Annotated in this window: 21 protein-coding genes; 18 read left to right on the forward strand and 3 right to left on the reverse strand. The window is 35.8% G+C overall.

Going from position 1 to position 20,337, the window contains the following annotated elements; genetic code table 11:
- Positions 1-12: 12 nt before the first annotated feature.
- The gene (locus GA0061081_RS00660; RefSeq protein WP_065585956.1) at positions 13-198 is read right to left on the reverse strand and encodes a hypothetical protein; all 186 of its coding nucleotides are present in this window, start codon (positions 196-198) and stop codon (positions 13-15) included.
- A 342-nt stretch (positions 199-540) separates the two neighbouring features.
- Between GA0061081_RS00660 and trxB the strand changes: the two genes are divergently transcribed.
- The 13 genes from trxB to GA0061081_RS00725 all read left to right on the forward strand — a co-directional run bounded on the left by trxB (position 541) and on the right by GA0061081_RS00725 (position 12,859).
- The gene (gene trxB / locus GA0061081_RS00665) at positions 541-1,494 is read left to right on the forward strand and encodes a thioredoxin-disulfide reductase (RefSeq protein ID WP_091346121.1); all 954 of its coding nucleotides are present in this window, start codon (positions 541-543) and stop codon (positions 1,492-1,494) included.
- 15 nt (positions 1,495-1,509) lie between these two features.
- Complete coding sequence (cydD, locus tag GA0061081_RS00670) at positions 1,510-3,225, forward strand: heme ABC transporter permease/ATP-binding protein CydD (RefSeq protein WP_091346122.1); 1,716 nt, start codon at positions 1,510-1,512, stop codon at positions 3,223-3,225.
- A complete protein-coding gene (cydC, locus tag GA0061081_RS00675; RefSeq protein WP_091346124.1) occupies positions 3,219-4,853 on the forward strand; it encodes a heme ABC transporter ATP-binding protein/permease CydC in 1,635 nt (544 codons plus the stop codon). Before cydD ends, cydC begins: the two co-directional genes overlap by 7 nt.
- 245 nt (positions 4,854-5,098) lie before the next feature.
- Positions 5,099-5,485 carry a hypothetical protein gene (locus tag GA0061081_RS00680; RefSeq protein ID WP_091346126.1) on the forward strand — a complete coding sequence of 129 codons (387 nt, stop codon included), beginning with the start codon at positions 5,099-5,101 and terminating at the stop codon, positions 5,483-5,485.
- Between the two features lie 87 nt (positions 5,486-5,572).
- Positions 5,573-5,890: a ribosome silencing factor gene (gene rsfS / locus GA0061081_RS00685; protein WP_091346127.1), complete on the forward strand. Its 318-nt coding sequence runs from the start codon at positions 5,573-5,575 to the stop codon at positions 5,888-5,890.
- Positions 5,891-5,894: 4 nt separating this feature from the next.
- Entirely contained in the window at positions 5,895-6,365 is a 471-nt protein-coding gene (gene rlmH, locus GA0061081_RS00690) for a 23S rRNA (pseudouridine(1915)-N(3))-methyltransferase RlmH (RefSeq protein WP_091346129.1), read from the forward strand.
- Positions 6,366-6,388: 23 nt separating this feature from the next.
- A complete protein-coding gene (gene ybeY / locus GA0061081_RS00695; protein ID WP_091346130.1) occupies positions 6,389-6,856 on the forward strand; it encodes an rRNA maturation RNase YbeY in 468 nt (155 codons plus the stop codon).
- A 117-nt stretch (positions 6,857-6,973) separates the two neighbouring features.
- Complete coding sequence (corC, locus tag GA0061081_RS00700) at positions 6,974-7,846, forward strand: CNNM family magnesium/cobalt transport protein CorC (RefSeq protein WP_091346132.1); 873 nt, start codon at positions 6,974-6,976, stop codon at positions 7,844-7,846.
- Complete coding sequence (gene lnt, locus GA0061081_RS00705; protein ID WP_091346133.1) at positions 7,839-9,380, forward strand: apolipoprotein N-acyltransferase; 1,542 nt, start codon at positions 7,839-7,841, stop codon at positions 9,378-9,380. Before corC ends, lnt begins: the two co-directional genes overlap by 8 nt.
- Positions 9,381-9,606: 226 nt before the next feature.
- Complete coding sequence (locus tag GA0061081_RS00710) at positions 9,607-10,515, forward strand: glutamate/aspartate ABC transporter substrate-binding protein (protein WP_091346135.1); 909 nt, start codon at positions 9,607-9,609, stop codon at positions 10,513-10,515.
- A 151-nt stretch (positions 10,516-10,666) separates the two neighbouring features.
- Positions 10,667-11,401: an amino acid ABC transporter permease gene (locus tag GA0061081_RS00715; RefSeq protein ID WP_091346612.1), complete on the forward strand. Its 735-nt coding sequence runs from the start codon at positions 10,667-10,669 to the stop codon at positions 11,399-11,401.
- A 1-nt stretch (position 11,402) separates the two neighbouring features.
- Positions 11,403-12,137, forward strand: coding sequence for an ABC transporter permease subunit (locus GA0061081_RS00720; protein WP_091346136.1), 735 nt, complete (start codon positions 11,403-11,405; stop codon positions 12,135-12,137).
- On the forward strand, positions 12,134-12,859 hold the full coding sequence (locus GA0061081_RS00725; protein ID WP_091346138.1) for an amino acid ABC transporter ATP-binding protein: 726 nt from the start codon (positions 12,134-12,136) through the stop codon (positions 12,857-12,859). The genes GA0061081_RS00720 and GA0061081_RS00725 overlap by 4 nt, the downstream gene beginning before the upstream one ends.
- 101 nt (positions 12,860-12,960) lie before the next feature.
- On the opposite strand, the gene recD is transcribed toward GA0061081_RS00725, so the two are convergent.
- Positions 12,961-14,811 (reverse strand): exodeoxyribonuclease V subunit alpha, encoded by a 1,851-nt coding sequence (recD, locus tag GA0061081_RS00730; protein WP_091346140.1) that lies wholly within the window; start codon positions 14,809-14,811, stop codon positions 12,961-12,963.
- Positions 14,812-14,835: 24 nt separating this feature from the next.
- Positions 14,836-15,015, reverse strand: coding sequence for a hypothetical protein (locus GA0061081_RS00735; protein WP_091346142.1), 180 nt, complete (start codon positions 15,013-15,015; stop codon positions 14,836-14,838).
- A 332-nt stretch (positions 15,016-15,347) separates the two neighbouring features.
- Between GA0061081_RS00735 and nadR the strand changes: the two genes are divergently transcribed.
- From nadR to GA0061081_RS00760, 5 genes are all read left to right on the forward strand, one after another.
- Positions 15,348-16,583 (forward strand): multifunctional transcriptional regulator/nicotinamide-nucleotide adenylyltransferase/ribosylnicotinamide kinase NadR, encoded by a 1,236-nt coding sequence (nadR, locus tag GA0061081_RS00740; protein WP_091346144.1) that lies wholly within the window; start codon positions 15,348-15,350, stop codon positions 16,581-16,583.
- Positions 16,584-16,585: 2 nt separating this feature from the next.
- Positions 16,586-17,275: a nicotinamide riboside transporter PnuC gene (pnuC, locus tag GA0061081_RS00745; protein WP_091346146.1), complete on the forward strand. Its 690-nt coding sequence runs from the start codon at positions 16,586-16,588 to the stop codon at positions 17,273-17,275.
- 178 nt (positions 17,276-17,453) lie between these two features.
- Positions 17,454-18,155 (forward strand): TetR/AcrR family transcriptional regulator, encoded by a 702-nt coding sequence (locus GA0061081_RS00750; protein ID WP_141683304.1) that lies wholly within the window; start codon positions 17,454-17,456, stop codon positions 18,153-18,155.
- Positions 18,156-18,346: 191 nt separating this feature from the next.
- On the forward strand, positions 18,347-19,114 hold the full coding sequence (locus GA0061081_RS00755) for a cyclase family protein (protein WP_091346150.1): 768 nt from the start codon (positions 18,347-18,349) through the stop codon (positions 19,112-19,114).
- A gap of 18 nt (positions 19,115-19,132) precedes the next feature.
- A complete protein-coding gene (locus GA0061081_RS00760; RefSeq protein WP_091346151.1) occupies positions 19,133-20,329 on the forward strand; it encodes an MFS transporter in 1,197 nt (398 codons plus the stop codon).
- Positions 20,330-20,337 lie beyond the last annotated feature (8 nt).

Raw genomic sequence — 20,337 nt, forward strand, 5'->3', positions numbered from 1 at the left:
CAGACAAAACTATTATTCAATTGATTGATAGAGTGCTTCGGCATCAGCTGAAGCTGAGTCCATAATAAAAGCAATTCCAGATAAAATATTACCAATCTGAGGATCGCTGACATTTTGTTGTACCGAATTTAAAATCTCTTGTGCCCAATTAATTTTTGTAAGTACTGCTTCTACACTTTCTTTTGAAGGATTATTCATAGCATCTCCCCCGTTTTGTTAGGATGTCAAATAAATTGATAAGCAAAAATACATTATCAAATAATAGAAAAAGAAATTTCAGAATAACAAAGGGACGTATTTTAAATGCAATAAAGCAAAAACAAAAAACAATATCGTTTTAAAAATCACAATTAATTTTAAAATAACTGAAAAGGAAAAGATAACCGGATTATTTAACGTTAAAAAAGCCTATTGTCATTACCTATTGCTACAATAACCAATTTTTTTGCACTATAAAGATTGATAATGTTAGACTTACTGCCATAAATTGCACCAGTTTTGTCTAAAATAGGCAAAGTTGAAAATAAATAAGGATTTAAAATGAAAACCAAACATGCACGTTTATTGATACTCGGTTCTGGTCCAGCAGGTTATACTGCAGCGGTTTATGCTGCACGCGCTAACCTTTCGCCCGTATTAATTACTGGAATGCAACAAGGTGGACAACTGACAACAACAACGGATCTTGAAAACTGGCCAGCTGGTGCACCCGATTTAACGGGACCAGAATTAATGGTCAAAATGAAAGAACATGCTGAAAGATTTAATACTGAAATTATTTTAGATCAGATCGATCGCGTTGATTTTAGTTCTAAGCCTTATAAACTTTTTGGTAGTGAGACTGAATATAGTTGTGATGCCCTTATTATTGCAACTGGTGCATCAGCACAATACCTAGGTTTACCGTCAGAAGAAGCATTCAAAAGCAAAGGCGTATCTGCTTGTGCAACCTGTGATGGTTTTTTCTATCGCAACCAAAAAGTTGCCGTAGTGGGTGGTGGCAATACCGCGGTTGAAGAAACGCTGTATTTAGCCAATATAGCTAGCGAAGTCCATTTAATTCACCGCCGAGATAGCTTTAGAGCTGAAAAAATATTAATGGACCGTTTGGATCAAAAAATTAAGGAAGGCAAAGTTATCTTACATACGCATCGCGTTATCGACGAAGTATTAGGCGATAATATGGGCGTGACTGGCGTTAGGATCCGCAGTACACAAGATCCAAATATGACCGAACAATTATCTGTTTTAGGCGTATTTATCGCAATTGGTCACAAACCAAATACCACTATCTTTGAAGGTCAACTTGAACTAAATGGTGGTTATATCAAAGTACAATCAGGCACGCAAGGCAACGCCACTCAAACCAGTGTCGAAGGGATTTTTGCTGCTGGTGATGTAATGGATCATGTCTATCGTCAAGCAATCACGTCAGCCGGTACGGGCTGTATGGCGGCTTTAGATGCTGAACACTATTTGGATAACTTAAAATAAGTAGTAAAAATCTTTATGTCACTAGATAAAAAACGCCAGACCTATCTACTTGGCTGGTTAAAACAGTATGCAAAAAGGCATAAGGCTAATTTGCGAGCTTCAATTTTAACTGGCTTTATTTTAACGATATTAATCATTATCCAAGCGGGATTGCTTGCAATAATTTTGCAAAGGATCATTGTTGAACAACAACATTTTGTGGATATTTTGCCCTTTTTTGGTGCATTAATTGCAGTACTATTCGGTCGAGCAGGTTTAATCTATCTACGCGAAAAGATCAACTTTGCCATAGGCAAAAAAGTTCGGCAGCAAATTCGGTGCCAATTAATTAACCAACTTGAATTACATGGTCCATCCTATTTAAATCAAAGCACCACTGGTGCATGGAGCACCTTGTTGATTGAACAAGTCGACAAATTACATGACTTTTTTGCCCGCTACTTGCCACAAATGCGACTAGCAAGTATGGCGCCAATATTAATTTGTATTGCGATTTTCCCTTTTAACTGGGCAGCTGCCGCCATTTTGCTTTGCACTGCGCCACTCATTCCTATCTTTATGATCTTAGTCGGGATGGGCGCTGCGGATATTAACCGCCGTCATTTTAAAGCCCTATCCTATTTAAGCGGCCACTTTTTGGATCGTTTAAAGGGGCTTAATACCATTCGACTATTCAACCAAGGCGAAAAACAGACCAACGAAATCGCCCGCGCGTCTGAGGATTTTCGAATTAAAACCATGCAAGTTCTAAAAGTCGCGTTTTTGTCTTCAGCGGTATTGGAGTTTTTTACTTCTATTTCGATCGCTATTGTGGCGGTTTATTTTGGATTTTCGTATTTAGGCGAATTTAACTTTGGCGCATACAATGGCACAGTCACCTTATTTGCTGGTTTTTTTGCGCTTATCTTAGCTCCTGAGTATTTTCAACCCTTACGCGATCTGGGCACTTATTACCACGCCAAAGCTGAAGCCATTGCCGCAGCCGATAATATCGAAACGTTCTTAACCCAAAAATCACCACAACAACACACCGACATAACACCAGCCAATACCCCATTTAATCAAGCGATACAAACAATTGAAGCCAACAACTTAATTGTCATATCAAACGAAGGAAAACCCATTGTCGGGCCGTTGTCATTTTCATTACATGCCCCTTTTAAATTGGCACTTATTGGCACAAGTGGCGAGGGAAAAAGCTCGTTAATGCAAGTGTTACTGGGTTTTTTACCTTATCAAGGCTCGCTCAGAATTAACGGTATCGAATTCAACCAGATAGATATCAAAACATGGCAACAACAAATTAGCTGGATCGGACAAAACCCGTACTTAATTAATGGCTCAGTGCGCGACAACATTTTACTTGGCAAACAAAATGCCACACAGCAAGAACTTCAAACTGTCATACGTCAAGCACAATTGACCGAAGTTATCGCCAAATTACCCGCGGGTTTAGATACCCCTGTTGGTGAAGATGCCGTCAGATTATCAGTAGGACAAGCCCAGCGAATCGCATTAGCTCGTGCCATGTTAAAACCTTGCCAATTACTCATCCTTGATGAACCAACAGCAAGTTTAGACAAACAAACCATACAAAACTTAGATCAACAAAATATTGCAACCAATAGCATCACCATCACCCATCAAAATGACGATATGCAACATTTTGACCAAATATGGCAACTATCAAAAGGGGAACTATACTGCCATAACAAGGAGAGTTCATGCTAACCACATTACGCCCATATATTGCACTCTATAAACACTATTTTTGGCAGATTATGTTGGGATTATCGCTATCCATCTTAACCCTATTTGCCAGTGTATTTTTACTATCATTATCAGGGTGGTTTTTAGCGTCTACTGCTGTGGCTGGTGCAGCAGGGTTATATACATTTAACTATATGTTACCTGCAGCAGGCGTGCGCGCAGCGGCAATAACACGAACCGCTGCGCGTTACATGGAGCGCTTGGTTGATCACAATACCACCTTTAAACTACTTGCTTATTTAAGAACCCTAGCGTTTAAAAAAATACTACCACTTAGCACCAACCAACTGGCCCAATACCAAAAAGCCGACTTGCTTAATCGCTTTATTGTCGATATTGATGCGCTTGATCACTTATATCTAAAGCTGTTTTCGCCTACTGTCACTGCACTTGTAACTATTGGAGTGTTATTTATTGGGTTAGCAAGTATCAACTTACCGATTGCATTAATCATCAGCATTATTCTAACTTCTACCTTACTTATAGTACCGGTCATCTTTTATCAAGCTGGCAAACAACTAGGAACAACACTAGCACAACAACAAAACGAATATCGATTACAATTAATCAACTACCTACAAGGACAAGCCGAACTCACCCTATTTAATGCACAATCACGCTATCGCGCAAAACTGGATGAACTTGAATCAAATTGGCTTTACAATCAACAACGCCAATCGACATTAATGGCACTATCAAGTGCACTTGTCTTGCTAATTGCAGGTTTTTTAACATTATTAGTGCTATGGCTAATCACACAATACACGCTATCGCCTTTAGTCGCGTTATTTGTCTTTGTTAGCCTTGCCAGTGCCGAAATACTCATGCCTATACCCGGTGCATTTATCTTTTTAGGGCAAGTACTTACATCGGCTACTCGCACTACCGCTATTTTTAATCAAAAGCCTGATGTACAATTTAAAGCACAAGGACAAATTATTGACTTAAAATCGGCTAACTTACAGTTAAATAACATCAATTTTAGCTATCCAAATCAACCTTTTGCAGTATTAACCGATTTTTCTCTAACGGTCAAAGCTGGCGAACACATTGGCCTAATTGGCAAAACAGGTTGCGGTAAATCGACTTTATTAAGTTTGATCAACCGCTGTTGGGACCCCAATTCAGGAGAGATTTTTATTAACGACATCCCAATCAATCAACTTGACGAACCTACACTTCGCCAAGCGATCGCCGTTGTCCCGCAAGTGATTACTATTTTTAGTGACAGCCTACGGCAAAATTTATTAATTGGTAATGAACAAGCAACCGACAAGCAACTCACAGCAGTATTACATCAAGTCGAGCTCGACAAACTACTCACTACTGAGCACGGGCTAGAGTTACCGCTTGGACAAGGCGGGCGCTCACTATCAGGAGGCGAAATCCGCCGTATTGGCATAGCAAGGGCATTGCTCCACAATTCACCATTAATTTTAATGGACGAACCAACAGAAAGCCTTGACCAGCAAACCGAACAACAAATTATTCAATTAATTAAACAAACTTGTAGAGGTAAAACTCTGTTGATGGTTACGCATCGTTTGACAGATAACCCGTTGTTTGATCGAGTCGTTTCAATGGGGTAAAAGGTGGATTTGGTGGTGGTTTTTAAACAAAAACCACCAAATAAAAACTTCAATAAAATCAATAATTTTTCTGACAGCTTTTTGGTTGGGTTGTTTGGAGAATTTGTGGTTTTGCTGGTTTATCACTTTTCTAAAAAGTTTTTACCTTAAAATAAGGTCTTTTTTCTTGTTCAAATTTCCTTTAACATTTATCTATTTTTATAAAATGAAATAACTGAAAATTACTCAGTTAGATTGCATGTATTATGAAAGCGATATTTTTCTTACTTTTTTTATTTAATACCAATTTTGCAGAGGCAGCAACAGTTAGAATCTATCCGCGTATTAGTCACAATTACAATCCAATATACCCATCTTTATTAGGTTTATTTTTAGGACTTTTATTCTTTGTGGTTATATCGTCGTTAACAGAGGTGCTAGCTGCACTTAGCATATATAGAGAAAAAAAGCCTAAAGCAGAAAATACAGCAAAAAAGGTAATAAAAGATACAGCAAAAGAAGAGGAACGTTTAGCGATAAATAATCAAAAAAAATTGAAAAGAGACCAAATAAAGAAAAACAGAAAAGAACAGATAAAAAAAATGCGTGAAGATAGATTAGCAAAAAAGAAAAGAAAAAAACAATCCCAATAATCAATAAAAATATGTGTAAGTTATCATCACCGTTATTTTATAAATTCGTGATATACTAGCGCTTTATTTTTTAAACATAGAGAGTTTATTTTGCAGCAGTCGTTACAAGATTTTATTATTGATAAGATTGATGATCTAAAAGGTAAGGATATTGTTACCCTTGATGTTCGTGGTAAGTCGAGCATTACTGATTATATGATTATTTGCACGGGAACTTCAAACCGTCATGTTTCGTCTATTGCTAATCACCTGCTTGACGAAGCCAAAAAACAGGGTCATTTAGTGTTAGGTAGCGAGGGTAAGACCGATGCCGATTGGGTTGTGGTTGATATGGATTCAGTGATTGTGCATATCATGCAAGAAGAGAGCCGTCAGCTTTACGAACTAGAGAAGCTTTGGAGTTAATGGCGTGAAGATTCAGCTGATTGCTGTTGGTACGAAGATGCCAAGTTGGGTCACCACGGCTTTTGATGATTATCGTGCGCGCTTTCCTAAGGATATGCCGTTAGAGCTTGTTGAAATACCCGCTGGTAAGCGTACTAAAAATGCCGATATTGTGCGAATTTTAGATAAAGAAGGCGAATTGATGTTAAATGCCTGCGGTAAAAGTAATCGTATTGTGACACTTGATATTCCCGGTAAACCTTACACAACCCATAATTTAGCTGAACAATTAGAACGCTGGAAAGTCGACGGACGCGATGTGAGTTTGTTAATTGGTGGACCAGAAGGTTTATCACCTGCTTGCAAAGCGGCGGCTGAGCAGAGTTGGTCACTGTCGCCACTTACTCTTCCCCATCCTTTAGTGCGTGTCATTGTGGCTGAAAGCCTTTACCGCGCGTGGAGTTTAACCACAAATCATCCTTATCACCGTGAATAATAAAGTAAGGTAAACAAAATAAAATGAGCGCAATTATTTTAGATTTACAAATTGCTACAGAAGATAACCAAAATTTGCCAGCCGAAGCGCAAATTTTGCAATGGTTAGAGGTTATTTTGCCGCAATTTGTGGATAATGCTGAACTGACTATCCGTATTGTTGATGAACAAGAAAGTCAGCAATTAAATAATACTTATCGTCATAAAGATAAACCAACCAATGTGTTATCTTTTCCATTTGAATCACCCATTGAGATTGATGTTCCTTTATTGGGCGATCTTATCATTTGTAAACAAGTTGTCGAAGCCGAAGCCAAGCAACAACATAAATCATTAACTTCGCACTGGGCGCATATGATTGTACATGGCTGTTTGCATTTACTCGGTTATGATCATATTCTTGACGAAGAAGCCGAAGAAATGGAAAATATCGAAATAGATATTATGCAGCAACTGGGGTTTGAAGATCCTTATCAACCCATTGATGAATAAAAGTGTATGATAAACCGTTTGATTTTATGCTATTTTGTAAGATCATTTAGCAGACAAATTTAGTACACTAAGTAAGAAATATTACATTAATAATAAAGCAAGAAAGGAAGAGTACAAATGAGTGATGATAATCACCGGAGACCTAAAAAAGGGTTTGCATTATGGTTAAGTCAATTATTTAATTCAGAGCCAAAAGATAAAGAAGAACTGATCGAAGTGATCCGCGAAGCCGAAGAAAACGAGCTTATCGATCCAGATACGCTTGATATGATTGAAGGCGTCATGGATATTGCCGAGCAACGCATTCGTGATATTATGATCCCCCGCTCTCAAATTGTTACCATTAAAGACAATTACTCTCTTGATCAGTGTTTAGATATTATTTCTGAACATGGACATTCCCGTTATCCTGTTATTAGTGAAGATAGAGATCATATTGAAGGGATTTTGTTAGCAAAAGATCTGTTGATTTTTATTCGCCAAGGTGTGGATAATTTTGATCTTAAAAAAATCCTTAGACCTACTGTTGTTGTGCCTGAAAGTAAGCGCGTCGATCATATGTTAAAAGAGTTTCGCATGCAGCGTTATCATATGGCGATGGCTATTGATGAATTTGGTGGTGTGTCAGGACTTGTAACTATCGAAGATATTTTAGAGCTGATAGTAGGCGATATTGAAGATGAATATGACGAGGTTGAAGATCGCGATATCCGCCGCTTGTCTCCTTCGGTTTATACCGTTCGAGCACTGACACCAGTCGAGGATTTCAATGACATTTTTGCCACTCATTTTAGTGATGACGAAATGGACACTATTGGTGGACTAGTCATGCAACATTTTGGGCGGTTACCTTTACGTGGCGAAAGCATCACCATTGATGGTTATCAATTTAAAGTTACCATTGCCGATCGTCGGCGCATTATTCAACTCCATGTGACAATTCCAGAAGGGGCAACAGTGCCTAATTTAGAGTTACCTGACAATGTTTAAACACATATTATTGAGCCTATTTTTTGGTGGTATAGCGGTATTTAGCTATGCCCCTTTTCATATTTGGCCTTTAGCCTTTGTGTCGTTTACTGGGCTGTTATGGCTTATTGCCGATAAATCAAAAAAACAGGCCATGTTGCTTGGATTAAGTTGGGGGGTTGGCTACTTTTCGGCTGGGATTCACTGGGTCTATATCAGTATTAAGCAGTATGGGGAATTACCGCCTTTTGTAGCTGTGATTATTTTGGGGCTTTTAATTCTCTATTTGTCGCTTTACCCGATGCTATTTGCTTTCTTATTAAGAATGGCCAATCGATTTGCTCCGCAATTTTCATTTAAACAGCTTGTACTTGTGGCGCCAATTTTTTGGCAAATCACCGAGTTTTTACGTGGCTATATTTTAACAGGGTTTGCTTGGTTGCAATTGGGATATAGCCAAATAGATAGCCCTTTACATGCTTATTTTCCTGTAATTGGGATTGATGGTGTTAATCTGCTTTTAGTGCTGTTATGTGGTTTATTGATTTATGGTATAAAGGCCACTAGCACAAAAGTGCCCAAAATGTACACTTTTGGTGCATTTTTTGCACTGCTTGCGATCTTTTTTGCACCAATTTCATTCAACAATATCGATTGGACAACGGTAGATAATACCCGTTCAGCTAATTTTGCTTTAATTCAAGGCAATATTTCGCAGTCAGTTCGTTGGACAAGAGAGCAACTGAATAATACGTTACAAACCTATGCTAAACTCACTAAAGATAACCTAGAAGAAAATAAAATCATTATATGGTCAGAAGCTAGCATCACTGATTACGAAATTAATCAGCAATCATTTTTACAATATTTAGACAACGAAGCCAGATCACATAATGCTGAAATTGCTGTCGGTATTATTGATTATCGTTTTGGTGAAAACGGTTATCAATCCAATGGTGATATCTATAATACGCTATTGATATTGGGCGAAAAAGAACCCTATCAATACCCTACAGTGAATCGTTATCAAAAACACCATTTAGTACCTTTTGGTGAATTTACGCCACTAGAATCAGTACTTGAACCAATTGCGGAATTACTTAACGTTCCTATGTCATCAATGAAATCTGGCGAAGCAAAACAACCACAACTTGAAATAAAAGGCTTTAAATTTACGCCTGCTATTTGTTATGAAATTATTTTGTCAGATTTAATGCGACAAAAATTTACTCCTGATAGCGATTTTTTATTGACGGTGTCAAATGATGCATGGTTTGGTAATAGCATTGGTCCTAAACAACATTTACAAATGGCACAAGCAAGAGCGCTTGAGTTTGGTCGGCCTTTAATTCGTAGTACCAATACGGGTATTACCGCAATTATTGATCAGCATGGCAATATTGTTAAACAATTACCTCAATTTGAAACAGGTGTTTTATTGGCTTCTGTTTCACCCACAACTGGGCTAACGCCTTATGCAAGATGGGGAAATGTTCCTTATTTTATCATTATGGCATTGATGTTTATCTCACTTTTGATAAAAAGACGTTCATAATTTATGATACTGGCATAATTATTGCTTAAATATAATTGGGCTTAAGAACTTTTAATGGAATCAATTATTAGCAAAAACACGCTAATTGCTGATTTCATATAGCTCCGATATAGATAAATAAACAGTAAAAAGTACTTTTATACCAAAAAATAAGTTATAATATATGCCCTTTGTAAAAATATTAAATATATTTAATATGATACAAATTACACAGTAGGAGATGAGTATGAACAAAAAGACAAAATTAACCAAATTAGTACTATCATTTGCAATGTTAGGTCTCATGGCTGGTTCGGCTGTAGCAGAAGAATTAAGCGGAACATTAGCCAAAATTAAAGATACAGGTGTTATTGTTGTTGGTCATCGAGAATCTTCGATTCCATTTTCCTATTATGGTGAAAAACAAGAAGTTATTGGTTATTCACAAGATTATTCTAATTTAATTATCGATGCAGTAAAAAAAGAATTAAATTTACCAAATCTTCAAGTAAAATATTTACCGATTACTTCTAAGACCCGTATTCAGTTATTAAACAACTATACTTATGATTTTGAATGCGGTTCGACAACGAATAACCTTGAACGCCAAAAAACAGTTGATTTTTCAGACAGTATTTTTATTGTTGGTACTCGCTTCCTAGTTAAAGCAGATAGCAATATCAATAGTATTGAAGACTTAAAAGGCAAAAATGTGGTAACAACCGCAGGTACAACTTCTGAAATTCGTTTAAACCAAATCAATAGTAAAGATAACTTAGGAATTCGTATCATTACGCCAAAAGATCATGGCGATGCTTTTAACGCACTTGAAACAGGTCGTGCGGTAGCATTTTTAATGGATGATGCTTTACTTGCTGGTGAACGTTCGCGTGCGATTAACCCAGCTGAATGGAAGATTGTTGGTGAACCTTTATCTTATGAGTCTTATGGCTGTATGTTAAGAAAAGGCGATACACAATTTAAGCAATTAATGGATAAAACCATTGCTGATGCGCAAAAGTCAGGAAAGGCATTAGAATCATATAACAAATGGTTTACTCAACCAGTTCCACCAAAAGGTGCAAATATGGGTCTTGAAATTTCACCAAAAATGGTTGAGCTATTTGCCAATCCTAATGATAAAGCATTAGATTAATACTTTTCTTATTCTTTCTAATCCAATGTACTAAATGCTTTCGCATTTAGTACATAATCTAATTTAGCGAATTAAATATATTATGAGTTTTAATTGGACATTATCTTTTGAACCTATTGCAGCTTTATCGTGGCGTTTTTTAGACTCCATCATGAGTTTTAATTGGATGTTATTTTTTCAACCCACCCCTTACGGTGATGGTATTTACTTAAATTGGCTATTAGATGGAGTTCTTGTGACTGTTTCATTAGCAGTTACTGCGTGGATCATCGCTTTTGTGCTAGGGTCTCTTGTGGGAATATGTAGAACTTTAGACAATAAGTTTTTAAATAACTTTGCAGCAGGTTATATTCAACTATTTCGGAATATTCCATTACTGGTGCAAATGTTCTTGTGGTATATGATACTGCCTGTAATATTAAGTGGCCGTTTAAAAATTTGGTTTATATCTGACTTATCACCTAATGTAAGTGCATTTATCACTGCCGCAATAGCGCTAGGGTTGTTTACTTCAGCTCGTATTGCTGAACAAGTTAGAACTGGCATTCAAACGTTACCCAAAGGTCAGCGCTATGCCGCTATTGCTCTTGGTTTAACTAATCGACAAGCTTATATGTATGTTTTACTACCAAACGCTTATCGACGTATTATTCCTCCATTAACATCAGAAATGACCAACATTATTAAAAACTCATCAGTTGCTTCAACAATTGGCTTAATTGATTTGATCGGTCAAATTGATCGTATCAATGAGTCTACCAATAGCATTGTTGAAATTTTGTTGGGTGTTACTATTGCCTTTATGTTGATTAACTATGTGGTAATTACTGTGATGCGAATTGTTGAAAAATACACTCGCTTACCTAACATGAGTCATGGAGGGTAATATGTATTTAATTGATTGGATTACAAATACACAATTATATAATTGGATTGTAAATATACCTCCATTGGTATCAGATAAAAATAATTATCCTGTACTAATTGATGGTTTATGGTTAACAGTGCAAATCACTTTCACAGCTGTTGTTTTTGGTATTGTGTGGGGTACAGCACTAGCTTTAATGCGTTTATCAAATAATAAATTACTTAACTTTTTTGCTAAATGTTATGTTAATTTATTCCGTTCCATTCCGCTATTATTAGTGTTGTTATGGTTCTATTTAGCATTGCCACAAGTCATTAAATATGTGTTTAATCTGCCGCCTTATGCTGAAGTTCGAGTCGCGTCCGCAATGATTGCTTTCGCGCTTTTTGAAGCGGCTTATTATTCAGAAATTATTCGCGCGGGTATTAATGCTGTTGCTAAAGGGCAATATCATGCAGCTTATGCATTAGGTATGACTAAAACTCAAGCAATGCGTTTAATTATCTTACCGCAAGCTTTTAGATCAATGGTGCCATTATTATTAACCCAAGGTATTATCTTATTCCAAGATACATCTTTAGTTTATGTTATGGGGTTAATAGATCTATTTGGCGCAAGTATTACACGCATTGGTAACACACAAGGTGGTACTGATAAGTACTCAATGATTATTTTTGCGGCAGCAAGTTATTTTGTAATTTGTTTTACTGCTTCACGTTTAGTTAATTATTTTAAGAAAGGGATAAATCGATGATCTCCTTAGAAAATGTATCAAAATGGTATGGACAATTTCAAGTATTAAAAAACTGTACAACAAAAGTCGGTAAAGGCGAAGTTGTAGTTGTTTGTGGTCCTTCAGGTTCAGGAAAATCAACCCTGATAAAAACAGTCAATGGTTTAGAGCCAGTACAAAAAGGCCAAATCATTATTGGAGGAAAAGAAGTAACAAGTAAAGCAACTAGCTTATCTAAATTACGTTCTAAAGTGGGCATGGTGTTTCAACACTTTGAACTATTCCCCCATTTAACTATTTTAAAAAATCTAACACTAGCTCAAATCAAAGTGTTAGGCCGAACAGATGATGAAGCGCGTGAAAAAGCACTTAGCCTTTTAGAGCGTGTTGGTTTACTTGCTCATGCAAATAAATACCCTGCCCAGCTTTCTGGGGGTCAACAACAACGTGTTGCTATTGCGCGCGCATTATGTATGGATCCGATTGTGATGTTGTTTGACGAACCAACCTCAGCACTTGATCCCGAAATGGTTAATGAAGTGTTAGACGTAATGGTTGAGCTAGCTTATGAAGGTATGACAATGATGGTTGTTACTCATGAAATGGGTTTTGCGCGAAAAGTGGCAAATCGTGTTATCTTTATGGATGCAGGCGAAATTATTGAAGATACGTCAAAAGAGCAATTCTTCACAAATCCACAATCCGATCGAGCTAAAGACTTTTTAGCTAAAATTATTCATTAAGTTAATTATTACAGGGCTTATCGCCCTGTTTTATTATTGTTCCTTGTTTTATCACATCATCTTATAAAATAATCAGCTTTAATACTCTTAATGGAATAAACTTAGCCATTATTTTGCAATAAACTGACTAAACCACTATGCCTTTGTGTTTGTGATTTAATAGCTTGTAATAAAATTGGTTCAGTGGCATAAATGGAAACCGTTTTTTTAGCACGAGTAATGGCGGTATAAAGCAATGAACGATTTAGTAACGGGGAATAATCAGTTGGCAGGATAATATTCACATGATCAAACTCTGAACCTTGTGATTTATGAATAGTCATAGCGTAAGCCGTTTCATGCTCAGGTAATCGAAACGGTGAAAATCCTTTAATCGAACCATCAGCAAAAGGGAAATATACACGTAATTTTGAACTATCGTGTTCGGCCATTAATGTAATGCCAATATCACCATTATAAAGCCCTAATGAAGTGCTATTACGCAAAATCATAATAGGCCGCCCTACATACCACGTTTCTTTGTTTCTTACATGAATCAATTGGTTTTTCGCTAATAATAATTCAATTTGTTTGTTTAAACCTTCTATACCAAAATGCCCTTCTCTAACAGCACAAAGCAAGCGATATTCGGCAAATTTAGCTAAGACTGCGGCTATGTTGCTAGTACCTTGTTGCTTAATAACATGTAAGTAATGTTTATAATGGTGAATGCTGTCTTGTAATACACTATAGTAAGCTTGTTGAGATGATAGTGGATGATATTGGATATCGTTTAGTGACTCGTCTGTTAATAACTGCTTAACCGTACTAGATCGCCCTTCTTTCACTGCATTAGCTAGCAAACCGATACCTGATGACTCGTTAAAACGGTAACTCTTTTGTAATAAGCAAATACTGTCAGTAATTGTAGCTGTTTGCTCGCAAACGGGCACAATATAACCCGTTAATTGGCTTAGCTCTTTTGCACGCGGTTGACTATAACCATGAGTAATAAAAGTACAAAGGTCACCAAATACAGCCCCAGCTTCAACAGATGAAAGCTGATCTTTATCACCTAATAAGATTAAACGGGCAGATGTTGGTAACGCTTCTATTACTCTTGCCATCATATTTAAATCAACCATTGATGCTTCATCAATAACTAACACATCAATATGTAATGGATTATTTTTGTTATGCGTAAATGAACTGTTATCTGCTTTTGCACCGAGTAAACGGTGTAAGGTGATCGCTTCTGCCTTTAGGTTTAGTGATGTAAAAGCAAGTTGTTCTATTGTTCGGCTCAGTGATTCAGTTAACCTTGATGCGGCTTTTCCCGTCGGGGCGGCCGTCACAATTCGAGCATTAGGATTCGTTAACAAAATTCCTGCTAAGATCTTAGCTACGGTAGTTGTTTTACCCGTACCCGGTCCACCTGAAATAATCGCAACTTTGCGCGTTAATGCCGCAGCAACAGCAACTTTTTGCCAATCAATCTGAGATTGATGATGAGTAAAAAGCTGATTTAATATAGCGTTTAAATCAGAATAATAATATGGTTGGTCATCAAAAGTAGTATGATTGAAATATTGGGCAACATTCTTTTCGTCAAGCCACATTCTTTGAAAATAAATTTTATCGTCAATAAAGACAAGGGGAGATAAGTTTGTTCCATCACTCACAACCTGACTCTGGCGTGCTTGTTCAAGTGTGGTGTTCCAATCTTGCTCGCTTGGCGAGCCTAAAGCTAACCAGAGCAATGGTTCAATCGTTGCGTGATTTAAGAATGTCAGATTAAGACAAACATGTCCCGCTCTTACCTCCTTACTTAGAGATAAAACCAAAAAACTAAAACGTTTAACAGTAATATCATCATTTAACATCGCTCTATTGGTTAAAAACGCTGCCAAGTGGATATCAAGCAAACTAACTTGGCTATCTTGTTTAAATTGGTTTAACCACTCGTTTAACATACTCTATTTCTATTATTGATTTATTTATAAGCCAATTATATCGTCAACTTTGTCTTTTAGATAAGCCAATTTGAAACTTAAAGTAAGATTTTTATTTTCACTAGGATTGAACTTAAATTGCCATGTTAATTCGCCCGTTTCTTTATTATATTTTGCGCCATCATATTTAGCATCATCAAGTGAAACAGATTTATTTAAAATCATTAGTAACTAATCATAAACAACAATATCAATAAGCAGTTATTTGGCATTTTACGTCAATGGTGTGCATATTTTGGTGAAATATTATTACTAAATAACGAGGTAATATCATGACATTATTAATGTGTTACATTATTATCTGCAAACACAATTAAAAAACTATCTTTTGAATTTTCACACCATTCCTTTCAAACTAAGGATTTTCCATTAACCAATTGAATAAAATTAAATTATAACCAGATTAAAAGTAAAATATTTTTGTTTAATATATTGAACAATAATTAAAAATAATATATATTTTGTTAAAAATAAAAAACAAAAAATAAGGGGGCTTCATGAATAGCTTCAGTTATTTAAAGAAGGCAATAAAACGAAAAAATTTGTCATTACAAACCGTGGCCGATGCTTGCCAAATGACTAAAGGTTACCTAAGTCAACTTATCAATGACAAAATCAAAAACCCAAGTGCGCAAAAGTTACAATCTCTTCATCAATATTTACAAATTGAAGCTCCCGTCAAAGACAAAAAAATCGGTGTTATCTTTGGAAAGTTTTATCCTTTACATACAGGACATATTTATCTTATTCAGCGTGCAATTAGCCAAGTTGATGAACTATATGTCGTACTGTGTTCCGATACAATCCGCGACATGGCACTCTTTGAACAAAGTGCCATGTCTCGTCAACCCACTATCAATGATAGGATTCGCTGGCTACTGCAAACATTTAAATATCAAAAAAATATCCACATTGAATTATTAGAAGAAGATGGCATCCCAACTTACCCAAATGGTTGGCATGAGTGGAGTGAACGCGTTAAAAAACTGTTTCAAGAAAAGGGTATAAAACCTGATTGCGTTTACTCAAGTGAACCACAAGATGTTGCAATGTATAAAGATCTATTTGATTTAAATACCGTACTCATCGATCCAAAACGACAATTTATGCAAGTCAGTGGCACACAAATCCGTCAAGCACCACTAAAAAATTGGCAGTATATTCCAACAGAAGTCAGGCCGTTTTTTGTCCGAACTGTAGCTATTTTGGGCGGCGAATCAAGTGGCAAATCCACCTTAGTCAACAAGCTTGCTAATGTATTTAATACTACCAGTGCTTGGGAATATGGTCGGGATTATGTATTTTCACACCTTGGAGGCGATGAACGAGCTTTGCAATATGCAGATTATGATAAAATTGCTTTAGGTCATGCACAATATATCGATTTTGCAATAAAACATGCCAATAAAGTCTCTTTTATTGATACTGATTTTGTCACGACACAAGCTTTTTGTAAAAAATATGAAGGTAAAGAGCATCCTTTTTTACAAGCGATGATTAATAACTACCGTTTCGATCTAGTCATTTTGCTTGGTAACAATACGCCTTGGGTTGCTGACGGTTTACGCCATTTAGGCAGTCCAAAACAACGTAAAGATTTTCAAAAATTACTAGTCGCAATTTTAGAAAAAAATAACATCAACTATATTCAAATTGACTCACCCGATTACGAAGAGCGCTATTTGCGCTGTATTGAACTAGTTAACCAACTTATTAACGATGAAGAGTATTAATTATGAATAAATTAAGCGACATTACTATTTTAATTGGACGCAATAAATTCTATCCATTTTTTTGTATATTATGTGTAACATTGGCATTTTTATACACAGATCCATTTACTAACTTCAATTTACGCTATACAACTTCCTACATAGGTGCTTTTTGTGGTCTATTATGCGTCATTCTATTAGCTAAACGTAAAAACATGGGTAATGTATTGGGTATGTTTGCCGCAGTTGCAGAATGTTGCGCGAATATCCTTGGTGGCAATATTGGTGCTGGATTACCGCCTTTGTACTACTTTTGTTCGCATATCTATGGCTTATTTACATGGAAACAGAACCTTGATAATGATAAAAATGTTAAGGTTCGTTCACTTAATGAAACTGCATTTTTATATACACTCATCTTTCTGATTGTTACAGCCTTTCTCAATATTTATCTAACCGATAAAATTGGTTCATTCAATACAAGCTACCAACTCATTACTAATTGTTTCATCTTTGGATTAGGTTTAGTTGCTCAGTTATTATTAATGATGAGATACTCTTTTAACTGGTATTTATGGATAATATTAAATGTATTAGTAATCGGGTTAAATATTTATACCAATAATATTATTATCGCAACACAGTACTTAATTTATCTATTTAATGCCATTTATGGAATTTGTGAATGGAAACGTTCTGAACAGAAAAATTAGCTATTAAATAACGCAATAAGAAATTTTAAATCTTAATTTATAATTTTCAGGACGATATTTTACGCTCAATAAATGTGGTATAGTATAAAATTATAGGTTATTTACCAGCAATGAGCACCATAAAAAATTAATATAATTGAATGGTAATTTTAATCAAAATCAATTAAATATAAATATTATGAAAAATACGACCGCAGACAAACTTCTTAATTCAGCAGAAAGGCTTTTTGCCCAAGCTAGTTACAGTGAAGTATCAATTAGAGATATCACAGAAGATGCAGGCGTAAAATTAGCCTTAGTTCATTACCATTTTGGCTCAAAAGAAGAGCTATTTAAAGCTGTCATTCGACGTAGGATTGGTAAATTAAGTTCAGACCGAATCCGTTTACTTAATTACTATAAAAATCAGAACGGCGATGAGCCTATGTCGTTAGAAAAAATCGTTGAATCTTTTTTAGCACCTTATCTTTATAACACTCTTTATGGTGGTGAAGGTTGGCGTTACTATGCTATTAATGTTGCACGGCTTTTATCATCAGGCTCAGCACTAGGTTTATCAATTTTATGTGAACAATTTGATCCTTATGCCGAATTCTTTATTGTGGAATTAAAAAGAGCCTATCCCTCAGCAACTAAAGAACAAATTCATTGGGGATTCGATTTTTTAGTTGGACTTATGTGTAACACTTTTGCAGAAGCTGATCGAATAAAGTTCCTTTCACATGATATTTGCTCTATCGAAAATCCAGAAATTGCTTGTCAATATCTTTATCATTATTCAATAGAAGGATTACATGCCGTACTAACAAAACCCAAATACGATTACCAATCCACTTTTGATATTATCAAATCCTTTTCAAATATAGATTCTTCCTTTTAACCATACATTACCCTATCAATTAAACTAAAAAATTAGCACATTTTTACCTCAAAAATAATTGAACGTTCACTCAAATTTGTGATCACTGCCATATTTTTAAATATTCAATTTGAATGATCGTTCAATTAATTTTATATTGTGAATAATTTATTTTCAGGTAATAACCAAAACTTAAATGAAAGGAGAAATGAATGGAAATCATAGATCTAAGTATAGCAATTGAAGATCGCACACCTAATGATCCACCTTCTATGCCAACCGAAATTGATTATTGGGATCATATTAAAGGAGCTGAACATATCAAAACCTTTTTTCCAACAGCTACTAATGACGATTTACCAAAAGGTTTGGGCTGGGCAATTGAATATGTCAAATTAACAACCCATAGTGGGACACACCTCGATGCACCTTGGCACTATCATCCAACAATGAATAATGGAGAAAAAGCCAAGACTATTGATGAGATGCCATTAGAGTGGTGCATTTCTGACGGAGTGATGTTGAATTTTTCTCATTTCCCTGCGGGTTATATTGTTACTGCTAAAGATATTGAAAAAGAATTAGATCGTATTGGTTATAAATTAAAACCGTTAGATATAGTACTAATTCAATCAGGCGCACAAAAATATTATGGCTCAAAAGAATATTTGGTAAAAGGTTGTGGAATGGGAAGAGAAGCCACACTTTTTCTACTCAATCAAGGCATAAAAATTGTAGGTACCGATGCTTGGAGCTGGGACAGTCCATTACCACTTGTAGCAGAGAAATTCAGAGAAACACATGACAAATCAATTATTTGGGAAGGACATTTTGCAGGCATTGAAAAAGAATATTACCACTTAGAAAAACTAACTAATCTAGATAAATTACCTGCTTTTGGATTTACTGTGTCATGTTTACCAGTAAAAATCAAAAAAGCAAGTGCAGGTTGGACTCGAACCATTGCAATAATGCCATAATTTACAGGAGTAAACGCAATGAAAACAAAATTACTTAATAAATGGCATGTACTTGTTGGAGGTTTTTTTGGGTACATGTTTGATGCAATGGATATTACTTTATTGGCTGTTTCATTACCTGCAATTATGAAAGACATGGATATGACAATGTCCCAAGGGGGACTACTTGGCACCGCAACGCTACTAGGGGTTGGGTTAAGTAGTGTCATTGTTGGTTGGTTTTCTGACAATCATGGAAGAAGAACATCATTAATCTGGAGTTTAATCATTTTTGGAATATTAACTGCTGCAATATCATTAAGTCCAAATTGGATCGTTTTGTTAATGTTACGTTTTACAGCAGGATTAGCGTTAGGTGGAGTGTGGGGTATTATCGCTGCTTATATAGCTGAATCGTGGCCCGCAAAACAACGTGGGAGAGCTGCTGCTTTTGTTTTAAGCTCATTTCCAGCTGGAGCTGGGATAGCTGCATTTCTTTCTTCACTCATAATACCTGAATTTGGTTGGCGAGCTCTATTTTTAACGGGTGCGGGTTCAATTTTTGCAGCACTTTATATCTTCTTTTTTGTACCTGAATCAGAAGTTTGGAAAAACCAAAAAGAAGATAGAATTGCAAAAGGCGATATAAGCAATATTTCAATTAAAGAGATTTTTGCTCCAAATCTTTTTAAAAGAACAATTCTTGCCACACTATTATCAAGTTTTGCTTTTGTTGCATATTGGGGATCGACTACATGGATACCAACATTTTTAGTACAAGTCCGAAGATTAGACATAAAAACAATGTCTTTGTTTTTTCTAATATTAAACATAGGAATGTTTGTCGGTTATAACTTATTTGGTTGGTTATCTGACAACATAGGGCGTAAAAAAGCGATTATCTTATCATTCATTGGTACCACAATTACATTACCTATTTATGTAATGGTTGAAGACCCAATGATGATTTTATTGATGGGACCATTTTATGCTTTTTTCATCTCTTTTGTGGGGTTATTTGGCTCTTATTTTGGAGAATTGTTTCCTACACGCATAAGAACTTTAGGTGCAGGATTTTGCTTCAATGCAGGACGCGGAATATCTGCATTTTCACCATTTGTACTTGGTTTTATAGCAACTAAATATGGGCTTACTGTTGGCATTGGAATTTGTGCAGTATTCTTCTTCTTTTCTGCTATTACTATGCTTTTTTTACCGAATACCAAAATTGAATAATTAGAGGT

Source organism: Gilliamella bombicola, from assembly GCF_900094945.1.
In the GTDB taxonomy this organism is placed as follows: Bacteria; Pseudomonadota; Gammaproteobacteria; order Enterobacterales; family Orbaceae; genus Gilliamella; species Gilliamella bombicola.

Coding starts and splice junctions, on each gene's coding strand:
- GA0061081_RS00660 (WP_065585956.1), bottom strand. CDS start 198: ATGAATAATCCTTCAAAAGAAAGTGTAGAAGCAGTACTTACAAAAATT.
- trxB (WP_091346121.1), top strand. CDS start 541: ATGAAAACCAAACATGCACGTTTATTGATACTCGGTTCTGGTCCAGCA.
- cydD (WP_091346122.1), top strand. CDS start 1,510: ATGTCACTAGATAAAAAACGCCAGACCTATCTACTTGGCTGGTTAAAA.
- cydC (WP_091346124.1), top strand. CDS start 3,219: ATGCTAACCACATTACGCCCATATATTGCACTCTATAAACACTATTTT.
- GA0061081_RS00680 (WP_091346126.1), top strand. CDS start 5,099: ATGAAAGCGATATTTTTCTTACTTTTTTTATTTAATACCAATTTTGCA.
- ybeY (WP_091346130.1), top strand. CDS start 6,389: ATGAGCGCAATTATTTTAGATTTACAAATTGCTACAGAAGATAACCAA.
- corC (WP_091346132.1), top strand. CDS start 6,974: ATGAGTGATGATAATCACCGGAGACCTAAAAAAGGGTTTGCATTATGG.
- lnt (WP_091346133.1), top strand. CDS start 7,839: ATGTTTAAACACATATTATTGAGCCTATTTTTTGGTGGTATAGCGGTA.
- GA0061081_RS00710 (WP_091346135.1), top strand. CDS start 9,607: ATGAACAAAAAGACAAAATTAACCAAATTAGTACTATCATTTGCAATG.
- GA0061081_RS00715 (WP_091346612.1), top strand. CDS start 10,667: ATGAGTTTTAATTGGATGTTATTTTTTCAACCCACCCCTTACGGTGAT.
- GA0061081_RS00720 (WP_091346136.1), top strand. CDS start 11,403: ATGTATTTAATTGATTGGATTACAAATACACAATTATATAATTGGATT.
- GA0061081_RS00725 (WP_091346138.1), top strand. CDS start 12,134: ATGATCTCCTTAGAAAATGTATCAAAATGGTATGGACAATTTCAAGTA.
- recD (WP_091346140.1), bottom strand. CDS start 14,811: ATGTTAAACGAGTGGTTAAACCAATTTAAACAAGATAGCCAAGTTAGT.
- GA0061081_RS00735 (WP_091346142.1), bottom strand. CDS start 15,015: ATGATTTTAAATAAATCTGTTTCACTTGATGATGCTAAATATGATGGC.
- nadR (WP_091346144.1), top strand. CDS start 15,348: ATGAATAGCTTCAGTTATTTAAAGAAGGCAATAAAACGAAAAAATTTG.
- pnuC (WP_091346146.1), top strand. CDS start 16,586: ATGAATAAATTAAGCGACATTACTATTTTAATTGGACGCAATAAATTC.
- GA0061081_RS00750 (WP_141683304.1), top strand. CDS start 17,454: ATGAAAAATACGACCGCAGACAAACTTCTTAATTCAGCAGAAAGGCTT.
- GA0061081_RS00755 (WP_091346150.1), top strand. CDS start 18,347: ATGGAAATCATAGATCTAAGTATAGCAATTGAAGATCGCACACCTAAT.
- GA0061081_RS00760 (WP_091346151.1), top strand. CDS start 19,133: ATGAAAACAAAATTACTTAATAAATGGCATGTACTTGTTGGAGGTTTT.